The sequence below is a fragment of the Paenibacillus sp. FSL R7-0210 genome (assembly GCF_038009085.1).
Taxonomy (GTDB): domain Bacteria; phylum Bacillota; class Bacilli; order Paenibacillales; family Paenibacillaceae; genus Paenibacillus_AQ; species Paenibacillus_AQ silagei.
In genome coordinates, this window is record NZ_JBBPAR010000001.1 from 3,886,828 (window position 1) to 3,901,037 (window position 14,210).

General features: G+C 53.8%; 12 protein-coding genes. 9 read left to right on the forward strand and 3 right to left on the reverse strand.

The features are described 5' to 3' along the window. Positions 1 to 42 precede the first annotated feature (42 nt). Positions 43 to 1,353, reverse strand: coding sequence for an APC family permease (locus tag MKY64_RS16710; protein ID WP_036725536.1), 1,311 nt, complete (start codon positions 1,351 to 1,353; stop codon positions 43 to 45). Positions 1,354 to 1,572: 219 nt separating this feature from the next. Between MKY64_RS16710 and MKY64_RS16715 the strand changes: the two genes are divergently transcribed. From MKY64_RS16715 to MKY64_RS16730, 4 genes are read left to right on the forward strand one after another with little or no spacing between them, the layout of a single operon-like run. After that, positions 1,573 to 2,766 (forward strand): serine hydrolase domain-containing protein, encoded by a 1,194-nt coding sequence (locus tag MKY64_RS16715; RefSeq protein WP_340954431.1) that lies wholly within the window; start codon positions 1,573 to 1,575, stop codon positions 2,764 to 2,766. Beyond that, positions 2,766 to 3,584 carry an ABC transporter permease gene (locus MKY64_RS16720; RefSeq protein ID WP_340954434.1) on the forward strand — a complete coding sequence of 273 codons (819 nt, stop codon included), beginning with the start codon at positions 2,766 to 2,768 and terminating at the stop codon, positions 3,582 to 3,584. Before MKY64_RS16715 ends, MKY64_RS16720 begins: the two co-directional genes overlap by 1 nt. A 32-nt stretch (positions 3,585 to 3,616) precedes the next feature. Continuing rightward, the gene (locus MKY64_RS16725) at positions 3,617 to 4,399 is read left to right on the forward strand and encodes an ABC transporter permease (protein ID WP_340954437.1); all 783 of its coding nucleotides are present in this window, start codon (positions 3,617 to 3,619) and stop codon (positions 4,397 to 4,399) included. Then, positions 4,399 to 5,391 (forward strand): ABC transporter ATP-binding protein, encoded by a 993-nt coding sequence (locus MKY64_RS16730; RefSeq protein WP_036725441.1) that lies wholly within the window; start codon positions 4,399 to 4,401, stop codon positions 5,389 to 5,391. Before MKY64_RS16725 ends, MKY64_RS16730 begins: the two co-directional genes overlap by 1 nt. A gap of 109 nt (positions 5,392 to 5,500) precedes the next feature. Here the strand turns inward: MKY64_RS16730 and MKY64_RS16735 are convergent, their stop codons facing one another. Then, positions 5,501 to 6,568, reverse strand: coding sequence for an ABC transporter substrate-binding protein (locus MKY64_RS16735; RefSeq protein WP_339313464.1), 1,068 nt, complete (start codon positions 6,566 to 6,568; stop codon positions 5,501 to 5,503). Positions 6,569 to 6,816: 248 nt separating this feature from the next. Here MKY64_RS16735 and MKY64_RS16740 point away from each other — a divergent pair, with 248 nt between their 5' ends. The 5 genes from MKY64_RS16740 (at position 6,817) to MKY64_RS16760 (ending at position 11,727) form a co-directional block, all read left to right on the forward strand. Continuing rightward, positions 6,817 to 7,923, forward strand: a complete 1,107-nt coding sequence (locus tag MKY64_RS16740; protein WP_340954441.1) for a FecCD family ABC transporter permease — start codon at positions 6,817 to 6,819, stop codon at positions 7,921 to 7,923. Beyond that, positions 7,923 to 8,690, forward strand: a complete 768-nt coding sequence (locus MKY64_RS16745; protein ID WP_340954443.1) for an ABC transporter ATP-binding protein — start codon at positions 7,923 to 7,925, stop codon at positions 8,688 to 8,690. The genes MKY64_RS16740 and MKY64_RS16745 overlap by 1 nt, the downstream gene beginning before the upstream one ends. Positions 8,691 to 8,871: 181 nt before the next feature. Beyond that, positions 8,872 to 9,390, forward strand: a complete 519-nt coding sequence (locus tag MKY64_RS16750; RefSeq protein WP_076085161.1) for a sigma-70 family RNA polymerase sigma factor — start codon at positions 8,872 to 8,874, stop codon at positions 9,388 to 9,390. Further along, positions 9,387 to 10,238: a hypothetical protein gene (locus tag MKY64_RS16755; protein WP_340954446.1), complete on the forward strand. Its 852-nt coding sequence runs from the start codon at positions 9,387 to 9,389 to the stop codon at positions 10,236 to 10,238. Before MKY64_RS16750 ends, MKY64_RS16755 begins: the two co-directional genes overlap by 4 nt. Before the next feature lie 346 nt (positions 10,239 to 10,584). Continuing rightward, entirely contained in the window at positions 10,585 to 11,727 is a 1,143-nt protein-coding gene (locus tag MKY64_RS16760; RefSeq protein ID WP_036725449.1) for an asparaginase, read from the forward strand. A gap of 181 nt (positions 11,728 to 11,908) precedes the next feature. Here the strand turns inward: MKY64_RS16760 and MKY64_RS16765 are convergent, their stop codons facing one another. Next, on the reverse strand, positions 11,909 to 14,191 hold the full coding sequence (locus MKY64_RS16765) for a beta-glucosidase family protein (RefSeq protein WP_036725451.1): 2,283 nt from the start codon (positions 14,189 to 14,191) through the stop codon (positions 11,909 to 11,911). Between the last annotated feature and the right edge of the window lie 19 nt (positions 14,192 to 14,210).

The window sequence follows — 14,210 nt, forward strand, 5'->3', positions numbered from 1 at the left end:
TGTTTTATTAAAAGTTTCTCACCCCCGGCTATGAACAGCTGTCTACACGCGATTCTTCCGCATCATCATCACCACATACACGGGGAGTCCGGCAAGCGTGATGCCAATCCCAATAAGCGAGCGCAGCGGATCACTGATGATCGTGCTGGCCAGAATATAGAGCCCCCCTGCTACGCCAAGGATCGGGGTGAACGGATAGAGCGGCACGCGATAGCGGCCTTGTACGGGCGGCAACTTCCTGCGCAGGAGGAACACGCCGAACACGCCCATGGTGAAGAAGATCCAGAGCACGAACACCAGCAGATCCGTCAGCGTATTGAAGGTCCCGGAGAAGATATAGATCACGGCCAGTATACTCTGAAAAACAAGCGCATTCGCCGGTGTCTGGAACTTCGGATGAATGCTGCTCAGCACCCGTGAGAACGGAAGCTGTCCCCGCTCCCCCATCACATGCGGCACCCGTGCTGCGGTCATGAGATAACCGTTCAGCGCACCCAGCACAGAGACAATAATGCCTGCCGTAATAAAGGCTCCGCCGCCGCTACCGAACAGCGCCTCTGCTGCATCGGCACCCGGAGTCGGGGACGACACAATCTGGTCATAGGGCAGCGCCTGGAACACCGCAATATTGAACAACACATATACGGCAATGACAAAAATAACACCGATCGAAATGACCTTCGGCAGCGTCCTGGCCGGGTCTTTGATCTCTCCCGCCATATTGGTTACGCTGATCCAGCCGTCATAAGCCCAGAGTGTGCCGAGCACTGCAGCCCCGAAGCCTGCACCCGCAGCCGCTGTACCGATGCCGCCGAAGCCTGGAGCCAGATCCGAGAACAGTCCGACGCCCACAATGCCCACCACCGGAATCAGCTTCCCAACCGTAGCCACCGTCTGAATGATCCCGCCGAACTTCGTCGCTATAACATTCATCAGCAGAATAAAGGCCAGAATGCCCACGGCAAGCAGCTTCTGCTGCCATGCATTCAGCGGCAGGAAGTAACCCGAATAGGTCGCGAAGGCAATAGCCAGCGCCGCCACAGAAGCCGGATAGGAGATCACCGCCTGCACCCAGCCAAGCAGATAGCCGAATACCCCTCCGTACAATTCACTTAAATAAGTATATAGGCCTCCCGACTTTGGAATGGCCGCAGCGATCTCCGCCACACTAAGCGCCGAAGCCAGCGTAATGATCCCTCCAACACCCCAGGCCAGAATACTCATCCATGGGCTACCCGCATTATTCAATACAATTCCGGGCTTCAAAAAAATCCCCGATCCGATAATCATCCCGACCACCAGGGCCAGGGCTTGCATGAACGTAATACTTTTGGTTAACGGCTTTGTTGTCATGATGTGATTCATTGTCCTTCCGTTCTGTGAAATATTTATCATGCTTTTATTTCTCTATTTGTCCTGTTCACCCCTCTTTTTGAGACGGAGAAATTGGTTATAAACCAAACTTCCCATTGTAACTAAAACTATATGGAAGATATACTGAAGCCTGGGCGTATTTCCCTGGGCATAGCTGGTTCGCTCAGCGCCACAACCTTCGAGGAGGCATATACCTTTATGCTGTACACTCCAGGCATTACCGACTGCTCACCGGCAGAGGTGAATTATGACGCAACAAGAATCGGGGTATTGCATACCCACTTCCAGCAACTGATCGATGACAAAAAGATTCAAGCCGCCTCATATTGTATATCCAGATACGGCAAGACGTTCATGCACGGCGCCATCGGCCCCCTCTCCTACCGCGAAGAGCGGACGGAGCCGTTGTTGCCGACTACCGTTCATAGAATTGCTTCAATCACCAAAGCCATTACCTCCGTGGCCATAGCCAAGCTTGTGGAGGATGGCGTGCTCCGGTTGGACCTTCCCGTCGGCACTTTTCTGAAACCGTTTAACGTGGAGCCCTTTGCCAAAATCGATATCTACAGCCTGCTTACCCATACCTCCGGCCTGTTTCCCGACTGCGCGGGCAGCATGATTCCCTATCACAAAAGCTATTGGCAGCTTATCGGCGAATACTTCGACAGCTACAGGCCGGAGGACGGGGAGCCGGACTGGATCACCGCCGCGCTGAGCTGCGGCGTGAATAAGAAGGTAGGCGAGGAATGGCAATACTGCTCCTTCGGCTTCTGTATTCTTGGCGAGATTATCAAGAAGGTGACTGGCGTTACCGCCGAGCAGTACATAGAGGAGAACATCCTGAAGCCGCTCGGCATGAGGGATACGATGTGGGAGCCGACGCCGGAGCTGGCGGGGCGCTTCATTATCCGCAACGAAATGCGGGAGAAGCAGTTGAATGAGCTGGCCCAAGGCATCCAGCCCGAGGTCTCTGCGGCAGAAAAGCTGTGGGAGACGGTATCCAGCACCGGCGGAGGGCTGTCCTCCACACCGGCTGACCTGATCCGCTTCGCCAACATGCTGCTGGGCATGGGCCGACTGGGCGAGACCCGCATTCTCGGCCGCAAAGCCGTCGAGAAGCTCACCACCCGTACACTCTACGGGGTTCCCGACTACTGTTGGGGCAATGATGTCAAAGACCGGAGCTACGGCATTGGACTGGATATGCGGAAGGGTCCCGCCTTCTTTTACTCCGAGGGCAGTTATTTCCATGAAGGAGCCGGAGCCTGCTGTATGGTGATGGACCCTGCCGAGCAGCTTGCTGCGGTATGGTTCGTGCCGTTCAAGGACGATAACTGGTATGCGGAGGCGCTGTTCAATGTCACCAATATTATCTGGTCAGGCGTGATCTGATGAACCGCCTTAAGCATAATTGGAGGATCTGCCGCTCCGTGGCGGCGGTAACCTATAAGGAGTGGAGTGCCTACCGCACCCACTCCCTGGTGTCCGTAATCGTCGGTCCTGTCTATTTCATGGTGCAATATTTCATCTGGACCGCAGTCTATGGAGGGCAGTCTACACTGGGCGGGCTTGATCTCCAGCAAATGATCCGCTACTTCGGGGCAACGGCGCTGATTGGCTACCTGATCATGGATTTCGCCGACTGGAATCTGTCGATGCTTGTCCGCACCGGCAAGTTTCTGACCTTCCATCTGCGTCCGGTCGATCACCGTTCCTTCGCGCTGTTCCAGAAGCTCGGACACCGCTTCCTCGGCTTCGTGTTTGAATTTCTGCCGTGCCTGCTGATTTTCATCTTTATCTTCGGCATCGATATGCGGCCGGCAAGCCTGCCGTGGACCATAGTGTCCGTGCTGCTCGCTTTTCTGATGAATTTCTATGTCAACTATACGATTGGCCTCACCTCCTTCTGGCTGGTGCAGTCAGGGGGCATACGTAGCGCGTTCATGCTGGTGTCGGGGATTTTCTCAGGTGCGCTCATTCCGCTGGATTTCTTCCCGCACTGGCTTCAGGTGACCCAGTTGTTCCTGCCATTTCAATACATTGCTTATATGCCTGCCATGGTGTTCACCGGCCATTATTCACTCGGCGGCCTGGAGTTATCCATCCCGGAGGCTGTCGGCATGCAGGGAGCGGCTGTACTGGTAATGTTCGGGTGCAATGAGCTGGTCCGCCGCCGGGCCATGAAGCAGTTTACTGCGGTCGGCGCGTGAATGAATGCCCTGAAGAAAGGAACATTCTTGACATGAAAAGGTATGTAGATGTATACAAGCAGTGCATGTACTCCGCCGTGCAGACGGCTTCGGCCTATAGAATGAACTTAATCGTCAGCAGTCTGATTACCCTCATCGGTAATATACTGTTTCCGCTGGTGACCCTGCTGATCTACCGGGCAGGCACCAGCTTCCCCGGCTGGAGCTTATACGAGGTCTTGTTGATCCAGTCCGTATTCACGATGTCCAGCGGCCTCTCCAGCCTTGTCTTCGGAGGGGTCATGTGGACCACCATGTCGCATGTCCGGGAGGGCAGCTTCGAGGTAGTGCTGCTTAAGCCGCTGAATCCGCTGTTCTACCTTGTGGCTACGACCTTCTCCACCGAAAGTGCCGGGCTGTTCCTGGGCGGAGCGGCGTTATTCGTGTTCTCCGCCTGGCATGTAGGCGCGATTCCGGCCTTAGCCTGGCTGCAATTCGCAGGCATGTTCTTCGCCGGAACGGCAGTCCTGGCCGGGTTATCACTGATGATGGCGGCGATGTCTTTCAAATGGGTCGGTAATTCGCGGATTTCCGAGCTGGCCGACAGTGTACTGAGTGTCGGCAAGTATCCGCTGCCGATCTTCCCGAAGGCGGTGCAGGCGGCAGCGACGATGATCATTCCTGTGGGCATGGTCGGCTTCCTCCCGGCCTCGGCGCTGCTTGGCCGGGTAGGAGCCAGTGATTTTGCAGCGATACTGCCCTGCTTTGTCTTTCTCTGGGCAGGCATTTGGGTCTACCGGCACATGATCAGATTATATGAGGGGGTTGGCGGCTGATGCCGGTTATAGATGTGAAGCATTTAACGAAGACATACACCACTTATAAGCGGGGCGCAGGTATGGGACAGACTTTCAGGAGCTTCTTCAAGCGTGAAGAAGTCTCGGTCCAGGCTGTGAACGATATCAGCTTTGCCATTGAGCAGGGCGAAATCTGCGGCATGCTGGGGCCTAACGGGGCCGGCAAATCGACGACGATCAAAATGCTCTGCGGCGCACTCTACCCGACAAGCGGGGAGATTTCGGTCCTCGGCTATTCCCCGGCCCGTGACCGGAAGCGGTATGTCGGCAAAATCGGAGCTGTCTTCGGCCAGAAATCCCAGCTCATTTGGGATATTCCGCCCATCGACAGCTTCAATATGAACAAGGCCATCTACGGAATCTCCACCCCGGATTTCAATCATCGGCTGGAGGAGCTCGCGGCGCTGCTGGAAATCTCCCAGGTCATTGAGAAGCCTACCCGGGTGCTGTCGCTGGGCGAACGCATGAAATGCGAATTCGTCATGGCCATGCTGCACCAGCCGGACATCCTGTTCCTGGATGAGCCGACGATCGGGCTGGATGTGATCGCCAAGGTCAAGATCCGCGAATTCATCCGCCAGATGAACAAGAAGCTGAATATGACCTGTATCCTGACTACCCATGATCTGGAGGATGTGGAGGAGCTGGCGCACCGGGTCATCGTCATTAACCATGGCGAGAAGGTGTTCGATGATTCGCTGCAGCGGCTTAAAGTCTTTCTGGGAGAGAAGAAGCAGGTCAGCTTTACCTTTGTAGAGTCTGTGCAGAACACCCCCTTCGACAACGATTACACCAAGGTGGTAGAGCGGCCGTCAGACTTCCAGGTTACGCTGGAGGTGGACACCGCCCGCATCTCGATCAGCGAGTTCATCGAGAATATCTCCCGCAAGCACGGCTTCTCGGATATTTCGGTCAAGGAGCTGCCGATTCAGCAGGTGGTCATGAATATTTATGAGAGTGCACAAGCATAAACCAACAAACAGCCTGAACCGTCACTTTACCGTGACAGCTCAGGCTGCTTTTTTCCAGGCATTTATTAGCTCTTATGGACGGAGTAACTCCCGCTTAGGCAGCTTCGTCTTACTTCCCGGCAGCCAGCTCAGACGCAAGCTTCTCCGCCCCGTCAAAGATGGAATAGCTATATCCCCAGAACTGGTTGAAGTCAATCTTATAGATCGCTTTGTTCTGGATCGCCTTCAGACTCTGCAGTGACGGATCGGCATAGAACGCTTTTATCGACTGGTCAGCATCAATACCGCCTGTGTACACCGAAATCAGCAGGACATCAGGGTTGGTCGCGATCAATTGCTCCTTGCTGATCTCACCGGTCACATCCGCGTAGCTGTTGGTCAGTCCAAGCAGTCCCAGCACATCTCCCGCAAAAGTATCCACATTCCCGCTATAGACGGCGATCGCGCCGTTGCCCCCGTCAGAGACGTAAGCAAAGGTCTTCCCTCCTGCTGCTGCCCCTTCCTTCAGCTTCGCTGCACGCTCCTTCAGCTCTGCAATATATGCAGTAGCCTTCTCCTGCACATCAAAGATCTGGCCGAGCTGTTCAATATCCTTGTACAGGCTGTCGAGCGTTGCCCCTTGCAGACTGGTGCTCTGCACGAAGGTCTTGATGCCCAGCTCATTGAGTCCGCCTACCGTCCCGACTCCCCAATCCGCATCCGCGAACAGGCCGCCGCGCCCCATCACCAGATCCGGACTTGCGCCTACAACGAGTTCTTTGCTGGCATAGTCCTGGGAAATCACAGGAATCTTCTTGAATTCCTCTTGAACCGCCGGATCGCCTGCACCGTAGAGAGCCGCAACTCCGACCATTTTGTCGGTAAGCCCCAGCTTAATCAGCAGTTCAGCCGCACCTTGGGTATTCGCTACTACCTTCTCAGGAGCCTTATCGAAGGTCTGCGATTTAGTCGTCCATTCGGTGCCTTCCCCGTTATTCGTATGGTTCTCAACAGTAAGCGGATATACCGTCTTGGCCGCCGCAGGTGCAGTCTCCGCCGGTGCGGGACTGGCCGATGCAGGTGCAGCCGTTGCCGCCGCTTCCTTCTCATTACCTGCATTGGAAGAACAAGCTGCCAGCATGACCGCCATCACCAGAACCGCCAGCAGCGGTACATATCTTTTGAATATTTTCTTCATTCTCTTAGGTCCCCTTTTCTGTATGTACGTTAGTTATCCTGCGGGTAGGGCATTAAGCCCATAGCCTTGCAGGGGATACCTCCGTAGAATATAGAAAGTTGGATCACATGTCAATGAGAATTATTATCATTGACAATCGTTCTCAATATCCTTTATATTTAAAAACATGTTACGATATTCTGCTCACAGTGTCTTCTGATGAGTCAGTCCATACTAATCTTTTAATGTAAAGGAGCCTTCCCATTGTCATGCATACTGATCTAGCCGTACCTTCACAGCCTAAGCAATCTCTCATTCATTCCCGTTACGGCTTCATGGCTGTTATAGGCGTCCTGTTCATTATCACCCTGCTGTCTGCCGGGGCTGCGGTCTCCTTCGGCCAGGTGGACATTCCTGTCTCGCAATCGTACCGGATTCTGCTGCATCACATCACAGGCATCCAGATTGGAGATATGCAGGAGCTGACGAACGGCTCGTTCGTGGATATTATCTGGAAAATCCGCTTCCCGCGTGTCCTGTTGGCGATGTTCATCGGCGCCGGACTTACGCTGTGCGGGACGATCATGCAGGCGGCGGTACAGAATCCCCTGGCTGATCCATACATACTCGGTATTTCCTCCGGCGCTTCGCTGGGCGCAACCTTCGCCATCCTGATCGGCTTCGGCTCGATGGGGCTGCTCGGCCAGTCGGGAGTCGCCTTTTGGGCTTTTGCAGGGGCGGTTGGCGCTTCTCTGCTAGTCCTCACACTTGCCAGTGCGGGCGGCAAAATGACCTCCGTCAAGCTGGTGCTGGCCGGGATGGTCATTAACGCGTTATGTACCGCTTTTGCCAACTTTATCGTCTATTTCGCAAACAATGCCGAAGGCATTAAGACAGTTACCTTCTGGACGATGGGCAGCCTGGCCGCCTCCAGCTGGGACAAGCTGCCGCTGATCTCGGTCACCGTTCTGCTCGCCGTTATCCTGTTCCTCTCGCAGTTCCGCGTGCTGAATGCTATGCTGCTTGGGGATGAGGCGGCGGTTACGCTGGGCATTCATCTGGGTGCCTACCGCAGAGTCTACATGATTCTCACGGCGCTGATTACCGGAGTTATGGTAGCAAGCTGCGGAATGATCGGCTTCGTGGGACTGATTATCCCCCATCTGGTGCGGGGACTGGTGGGCTCGGACCACCGCAGACTGCTGCCGGCGTCGATTCTGTTCGGAGCGATCTTCCTGATCTGGACGGACGTCATTGCCCGGACCATCGTCCCGAATGTGGAGCTGCCGATCGGGATCATTACCGCCCTGATTGGAGCGCCGATGTTCATGTACATGCTGATTAGAAAAGGCTACGCCTTCGGAGGGAAAAGCTGATGAATCTGAATGTTGAACGGCTAAGCGTCTCTTTCGGTGAGGCGAAGATTGTGCAGGAGGTCTCGCTGAGGGTTCAAAATAAGCAATTCGTCGGTCTGATCGGCCCGAACGGCTGCGGCAAATCGACGCTGCTCAAAAGCATCTACAAAGTCATCAAGCCCCGTCATGGAGAGGTCTTCCTCTCTGAGCTTAATGTGATCAAGGCCAGCCCAAAGCTTGTTGCCCGGAAGCTGGGCGTAGTCGGCCAGTTCAACGAGCTGAGCTTCGACTTTACCGTTCGTGAGATGGTGGCGATGGGCCGGACGCCCCACAAAGGCATGCTGGAAACGGACAGCCAGCAGGATGCCGACATTGTCTCGGCCGCACTCCGCAAGGTCAATCTGGAGGGGCACACAGGCCGCAGCTATAACTCCTTATCCGGCGGCGAGAAGCAGCGTGTCATTCTGGCGCGTGTGCTGGCCCAGCAGCCGGAATTCATGATTCTGGACGAACCGACCAACCATCTGGATATCAAATACCAGCTGCAGATTCTGAATATCGTCCGAAAGCTGGATATCGGCATTCTCGCCGCCCTCCATGATCTCACCCTGGCCGCTGAATACTGCGACTATCTGTATGTTATGAAGGAAGGCCGGGTCGCAGCCAGCGGAGTCCCTGAGGATATTCTAACGAAGGAATTAATCCGCGAGGTCTTCGATGTGGAGTGCGAGACCTACCGCAATCCGGTCACCGGAGCGCTGGGCATCGCCTATCTGGAGACAAGGTAATCCTTCGGACAAATGGAAACGGCTTTGCCGTCCTTTTAAAGGACGGTACCGTTTCAGCGAGAAGCTTCTACAGCCTGCGGCTCTGTGCCCGCAGGTTTATTCTTTTTGCAGGATGTTGAAACTATTTTCACCCCTTGACGGTCTAATGGTCAATCAAATGCTTCAAGAAGCCAATAAAGGAGTGAAAGAACTGAAAGCCCAGCCGCAAGTATACCAACCATTCGCTGAACAGCTTCAAGACTGCCGGAACAACCTGTTCCGCAAGGCCTACTGTTATGTTAAAAACGAGCATGAAGCGCTAGAAATTGTCTCGGAGGCTACCTATAAGGGGTATCTTGCGTTCGGACGGATGAAGACACCGCAGTATTTCGAGACCTGGATGACCCGGATTGTCATCAACACCGCTATTGACCATCTTAACCGAAACAAACGGGTGACTTACATGGAGGATCACCCGCAGAGCTATACCGGGGATGAGCATGCAGTTCCACTGGAAGAGAAGCTGGATCTGTACCAGGCTCTTGACAGACTACTGCCGGAAGAGAAGGCTTATATTATCCTGAAATTTTTTGAGGATCTGCGCTTCAGGGACATGGCGGACATTCTGGAGCTGCCGGAGAACACCGTCAAGACCAGGTTCTACAAGATTATCGGCAAACTGAAGGCTCACTTAAAGGATGGGGAGGTCGAGGGAATATGACAGGAAAAGACCGCTATGCACAGATCGAAATTCCCGCACAGCTTGGAGACATTCTGGAGGCAGCGCAGAGAAAGGCAGTGGCCCGGAGAAGAACAGTCCGGCTGAAACGATACAGCTCGCTGGCCGCAGCCATCATTGCCTGCCTGCTTGTCGTTAATATTCCCGATGTAGCAAACGCCCTGTCTAAGGTTCCCGTAGTCGGAAGCATCGTGAAGGTGCTGCAATTCGGGACTGGAGGCGAGCGGACCGACGGAGCCGCCGTGAGCACCGTTACTGCAGAGGATACCGTCCGCATTGTATTCGATCAGGAAGGCGATACAGCCGCAAGTGTACCTTCCTATACAGTCGACCAGAGGGAGGCTCCGGACCGTCTGATCTTCACCTTTAACGGTGTCCGCAGCTTCGATTATGATGCGCTGGAGCAGGATATCCTGGCCTCTCCGCTGGTCAGTGATGTGTACAGAAATATCATCCTGGATGATTCCGCCATGCGGTTCGTGGTTGAACTGAAGGAAGGTACGCGCCATACCCTTACCGAGTACAGCAATCCGGGTACGCTTGAGCTGAAGCTGACAGCAGAGGGCAAGGCCCCTGCATCTAAGGAAGTCTACTATGTACGCAGCGAAGGAATGCCTCCGGGAGAATCACTGGCTATCCTGGAAGAGATCTATCTGGATGACGATGTTACCTTCCTGAAGACAGCCTCTGGTGATTTCGCCGCTGTCATCGGCGGTTTCGCCACCCGTGAAGCCGCCGAGCAGAAGCTCGCAGCAATCTCCGCGCATGAAGACTATGCCGGAAACCTGCGCGTGGATAGCTGGATGAGCAATGGACATCCGGACGATTGACCGTATTCCCACAGGCAGGTTGTGAAGCAGCGGCCGCTTTTATTGCCCTACCCATCCGCGTCAGCTTTAAGGAGGGGAAGAGCATGAAAGCGGCCTTTTTGTGCGGCAATTGCAGCTCCAGATGAATTTCCCTCTATACACCTGATGGGCGATCGCTCATCGTTACGGACTTAAATGTAAAGTATGTGTCATTTATATGTTTTGTATAATCACATAAAATTAATTTTTATTAAATTTTTATGCATATTTATGAATTTATTTTACATATAAGTAAAATTATCATTTTGACAATTATGAATAATGTCATATATACTTACACAGAAATCAAATTAAGAGGAGGTCACTTATGAATCTTATGCACAAAAGAAGTCTAAGTCTCTTTACCGCTCTGTTGGTTCTCTTCACCATGTTATCCTTCCCTTCTATCACGAAGGCCGCCGAAGTCACCACTCCCGGGAGAATCATACCGAATGTCGTAGTAGTCGGTGTCGGAGGAACCATCACCTCCACTTCTCCTTCCAGAGAGCTGTTTCAGACGTACGGAACGCCAAAGGTACCCATTAATGATATTATCCAAAGACTACAGCCCGAGCTATCCAAAATAGCCAATGTCACCAGTACAGAGCTAAGCAATATCAGCTCGGCGCAAACCACCTCCAAGGACTTATACAACCTTACCATCGCTATCGACAAGGAACTGGCCAACCCGGCTGTTCATGCTGTAGTTGTTACTACCGGCACCAACATCATGGAAGAGTTGGCTTACTGGACTGATCTCACTGTCCGCAGTCCCAAGCCTGTTATCTTCACCGGGTCCATGCGACAATCCAATACGATCTCCTTCGACGGAGAAGCTAATCTGCTGAATGCAATCCGGCTGGCTGCAAGTCAGAAAACCACTTACTATGGTACAGTTTTGATGATGAACGATGAATTCTTTGCAGCCAGGGAAGTTACCAAGACGGATGCGCTGCGCCTGGATACCTTTGACGGGGGCCGGTACGGCGCTCTGGGAACGGTAGACGAGAACCGGATTCGTGCGGTTCGTGCGCCAGCCCGCGTCAGGGATGCCGGAACAGAGAAGTGGAAAACTCCTTTTGATCTCAGTACGATCCAGCCAGAGGATTTGGCTAAGGTTGATGTTGTATACAGCTATACAGAAGCCTCCGCTGCGCCCATTACAGCCTTGGCTAATGAAGGAGTTAGAGGGATTGTAACGGCGGGCCATGGTGCCGGCGGGATCTCTACCGCGCAGCAAGCAGCCCGTACGGCGGCTATCGAGAAGGGTGTTCTATTCGTAAGCGCTACGCGAGCAGGCTCAGGGGCAGTATACGACACCGGAGCCAAAGGCATCATCGGTGCAGGCGATCTACTCCCGCAAAAGGCAAGAATCCTGCTTCAGCTGGGCCTTACCTTCTCCAAGGACCAGGAGCAGATCCGTCAGTGGTTCTCTACCATTGGAATGCCGGATTACGATATGAGCAAATAATAACCGGCAGCTCTACAACTGACATTCAACTAGAAACATTTTGAGCGAAAATACAGAGCAGCGAGCCTCCAATCACAGGAGAATCGCTGCTCTGTTTAGCTTTTACTGTTATAACATATGAGTGGATCAAGTCAGATCAGATCCGGCAAATACTCTTCCTTCATTTCTTATCTTCACACACTCATTGAACCGAACCTGCTACCTGATTCAACTGGTCTAGCAGCTCGGGCAGCAGTTCCTCGTTCATCTCCCCTCCAACAAGGGACAAGAACGTGCGCAGCGGCAGATCCCGGAGCATGGCAGCCATCATCTCAGATGAAACGGCGTCGGAGGGTGCAAATCCCGTCTGCTTGTTCCTGTTTCTCAGCTGCTCAAGAATCGGTGCGGTCTTCGGATTGCCCATCAGCTCGCCAATCGTTGTATTCCGGTGGATCGGTGCGATGAATTCTTGCGTCGATTGAACTGTAACAGAAGTCCGGCTTGCAATATCCCGGGAGGAACTTCCGATCAACAGTTCGAACTCACCCGATTCCACGTGCCAGTCGCTCAGGTCAACGTTGTAATAGGCAAAGCTGCGTTTATTTAGCGTAAACGTTACCGTCTTCGTCTCAGAGGGCGCTAATTCTACCTTCGTGAAGCCCTTCAATTCTTTCTCCGGACGAATAACGCCGGATTCCACGTCGCGGACGTACAGCTGAACCGTCTCCTTGCCGGACCGGCTGCCCGTATTCTTCACATCTACGCTGACTTGCAGCGTATCCCGGTCTGTAATCTCCTTCGAGGCCAGCTTCAGATTGCTGTATTCGAATGTTGTATAGCTCAAGCCGTAACCGAAAGGGAATAGCGGCTCGATATCCTTCGCTTCATAATACCGGTATCCGACGAACAATCCTTCCCGGTACTCAACCCGATCCCTTTCCCCTGGAAAATATGGATGTGACGGATTCTGCTTCACATGCTTAGGGAATGTCTCGGCCAGCTTTCCGCTTGGATTCGCGTCGCCGAACAGCAGGTCGGCGATAGCTCCGCCCAGCGCCTGTCCGCCCAAATATGCTTCCAGCACTGCCTTTACCCGCCCGAGCCAAGGCATAACCACCGGGGCTCCGTTGCTCAGCACCACTACGATATTCGGCTGGACGGACGCGACTTGTTCGATCAGGCGGCATTGATTCGCCGGCAAGTCCAGATGCTTCCGGTCGTAGCCCTCCGATTCATACCGGTCAGGCAAGCCGATGAACAGAACAGCGGTTTGCGCTTCGCCCGCGATTCGCTTTGCTTCGTCCAGCAACACCTCATCACTGTCATCACTATCCAGATCATAGCCTTGTGCGACAATTATCTCTGCACCTTCGCCTGCCGCTTTCCTGATCTCCTCTTGAATCGAATCAAGCCTGGTGGGATTCACGTGAGAGCTCCCGCCGCCTTGATAACGTACCCGCTCCGACAACGCGCCGATGATCGCAATCTTGCCCGTCTTCACCAGAGGCAGCAGCTGATCCTCATTCTTCAGCAGCACCATCGTTTCCCGCGCGACTTCACGCGCCAATTGGTGGTGAGCCTCTTGATCGTATGCAGCACCCGATTGCTTCTGGTCTGCAGCCTTGAAAATAACCGTCAACAGCCTTTCCACCGAACGGTTCAGGACCTCTTCACCGAGCTCCCCGCTTTCCACTGCCGCTATGATCTTCTTCTGCCCGATTCCATGGCTCGACGGCATCTCCAGCTCCATACCTGCAGCAACGCTTGCAGCAGCTTCGTTCACAGCCCCCCAATCCGACACCACGATTCCCTCATGGCCCCATTCTTCCTTCAGGATAGAAGTTAATAATGCCTCATTCTCTGAGCAATAGGTTCCGTTTACACGATTGTAAGCAGACATGACAGTCCAGGGTTGAGCTTTCTTCACAGCGATCTCGAAGCCGGGCAAATAGATTTCCCGAAGCGTCCGTTCATCTACGATTGCATCTGCCGTCATACGGCGATGCTCTTGGTTGTTCACGGCGAAATGCTTGATCGACGAGCCGATCCCCTGACTCTGTACGCCCTCAATATGTGCAGACGCCAGTTCGCCGGTCAGATATGGATCTTCAGAGAAGTACTCGAAATTCCGGCCGCACAGCGGCGAACGCTTGATGTTCGCACCCGGGCCCAGCAGAATCGAAACCCCTTCTGCCTGAGCCTCCTTCCCCAGCGCTTCCCCGACGCTGCGAATCAATTCCCGGTTCCATGAGCTTGCTAATCCGGCCGCCGAAGGGTAGCAGGTCGCCGGCACGCTTTGGTTCAGTCCGAGATGATCTGCCGCTCCAGCCTGCTTCCGAATACCATGCGGACCGTCCGTCATCATAATTGAAGGAATGCCGAGACGCAGAACCGCCTTCGTCGTCCAGAATGTATCTCCGGAGCATAGTCCCGCCTTCTCCTCAAGCGTCAGCTGTTCCACGATTTCACGGATATTTCTCCCCATAAACTTCTCCTCATTTCTG

Bases quoted from the DNA above. Each gene is read 5' to 3' on its own strand.
- MKY64_RS16725 (WP_340954437.1), top strand. From the start codon at position 3,617: ATGAAAAGGTATGTAGATGTATACAAGCAGTGCATGTACTCCGCCGTG.
- MKY64_RS16720 (WP_340954434.1), top strand. From the start codon at position 2,766: ATGAACCGCCTTAAGCATAATTGGAGGATCTGCCGCTCCGTGGCGGCG.
- MKY64_RS16740 (WP_340954441.1), top strand. From the start codon at position 6,817: ATGCATACTGATCTAGCCGTACCTTCACAGCCTAAGCAATCTCTCATT.
- MKY64_RS16745 (WP_340954443.1), top strand. From the start codon at position 7,923: ATGAATCTGAATGTTGAACGGCTAAGCGTCTCTTTCGGTGAGGCGAAG.
- MKY64_RS16765 (WP_036725451.1), bottom strand. From the start codon at position 14,191: ATGGGGAGAAATATCCGTGAAATCGTGGAACAGCTGACGCTTGAGGAG.
- MKY64_RS16715 (WP_340954431.1), top strand. From the start codon at position 1,573: ATGCTGTACACTCCAGGCATTACCGACTGCTCACCGGCAGAGGTGAAT.
- MKY64_RS16755 (WP_340954446.1), top strand. From the start codon at position 9,387: ATGACAGGAAAAGACCGCTATGCACAGATCGAAATTCCCGCACAGCTT.
- MKY64_RS16730 (WP_036725441.1), top strand. From the start codon at position 4,399: ATGCCGGTTATAGATGTGAAGCATTTAACGAAGACATACACCACTTAT.
- MKY64_RS16710 (WP_036725536.1), bottom strand. From the start codon at position 1,353: ATGACAACAAAGCCGTTAACCAAAAGTATTACGTTCATGCAAGCCCTG.
- MKY64_RS16760 (WP_036725449.1), top strand. From the start codon at position 10,585: ATGAATCTTATGCACAAAAGAAGTCTAAGTCTCTTTACCGCTCTGTTG.
- MKY64_RS16735 (WP_339313464.1), bottom strand. From the start codon at position 6,568: ATGAAGAAAATATTCAAAAGATATGTACCGCTGCTGGCGGTTCTGGTG.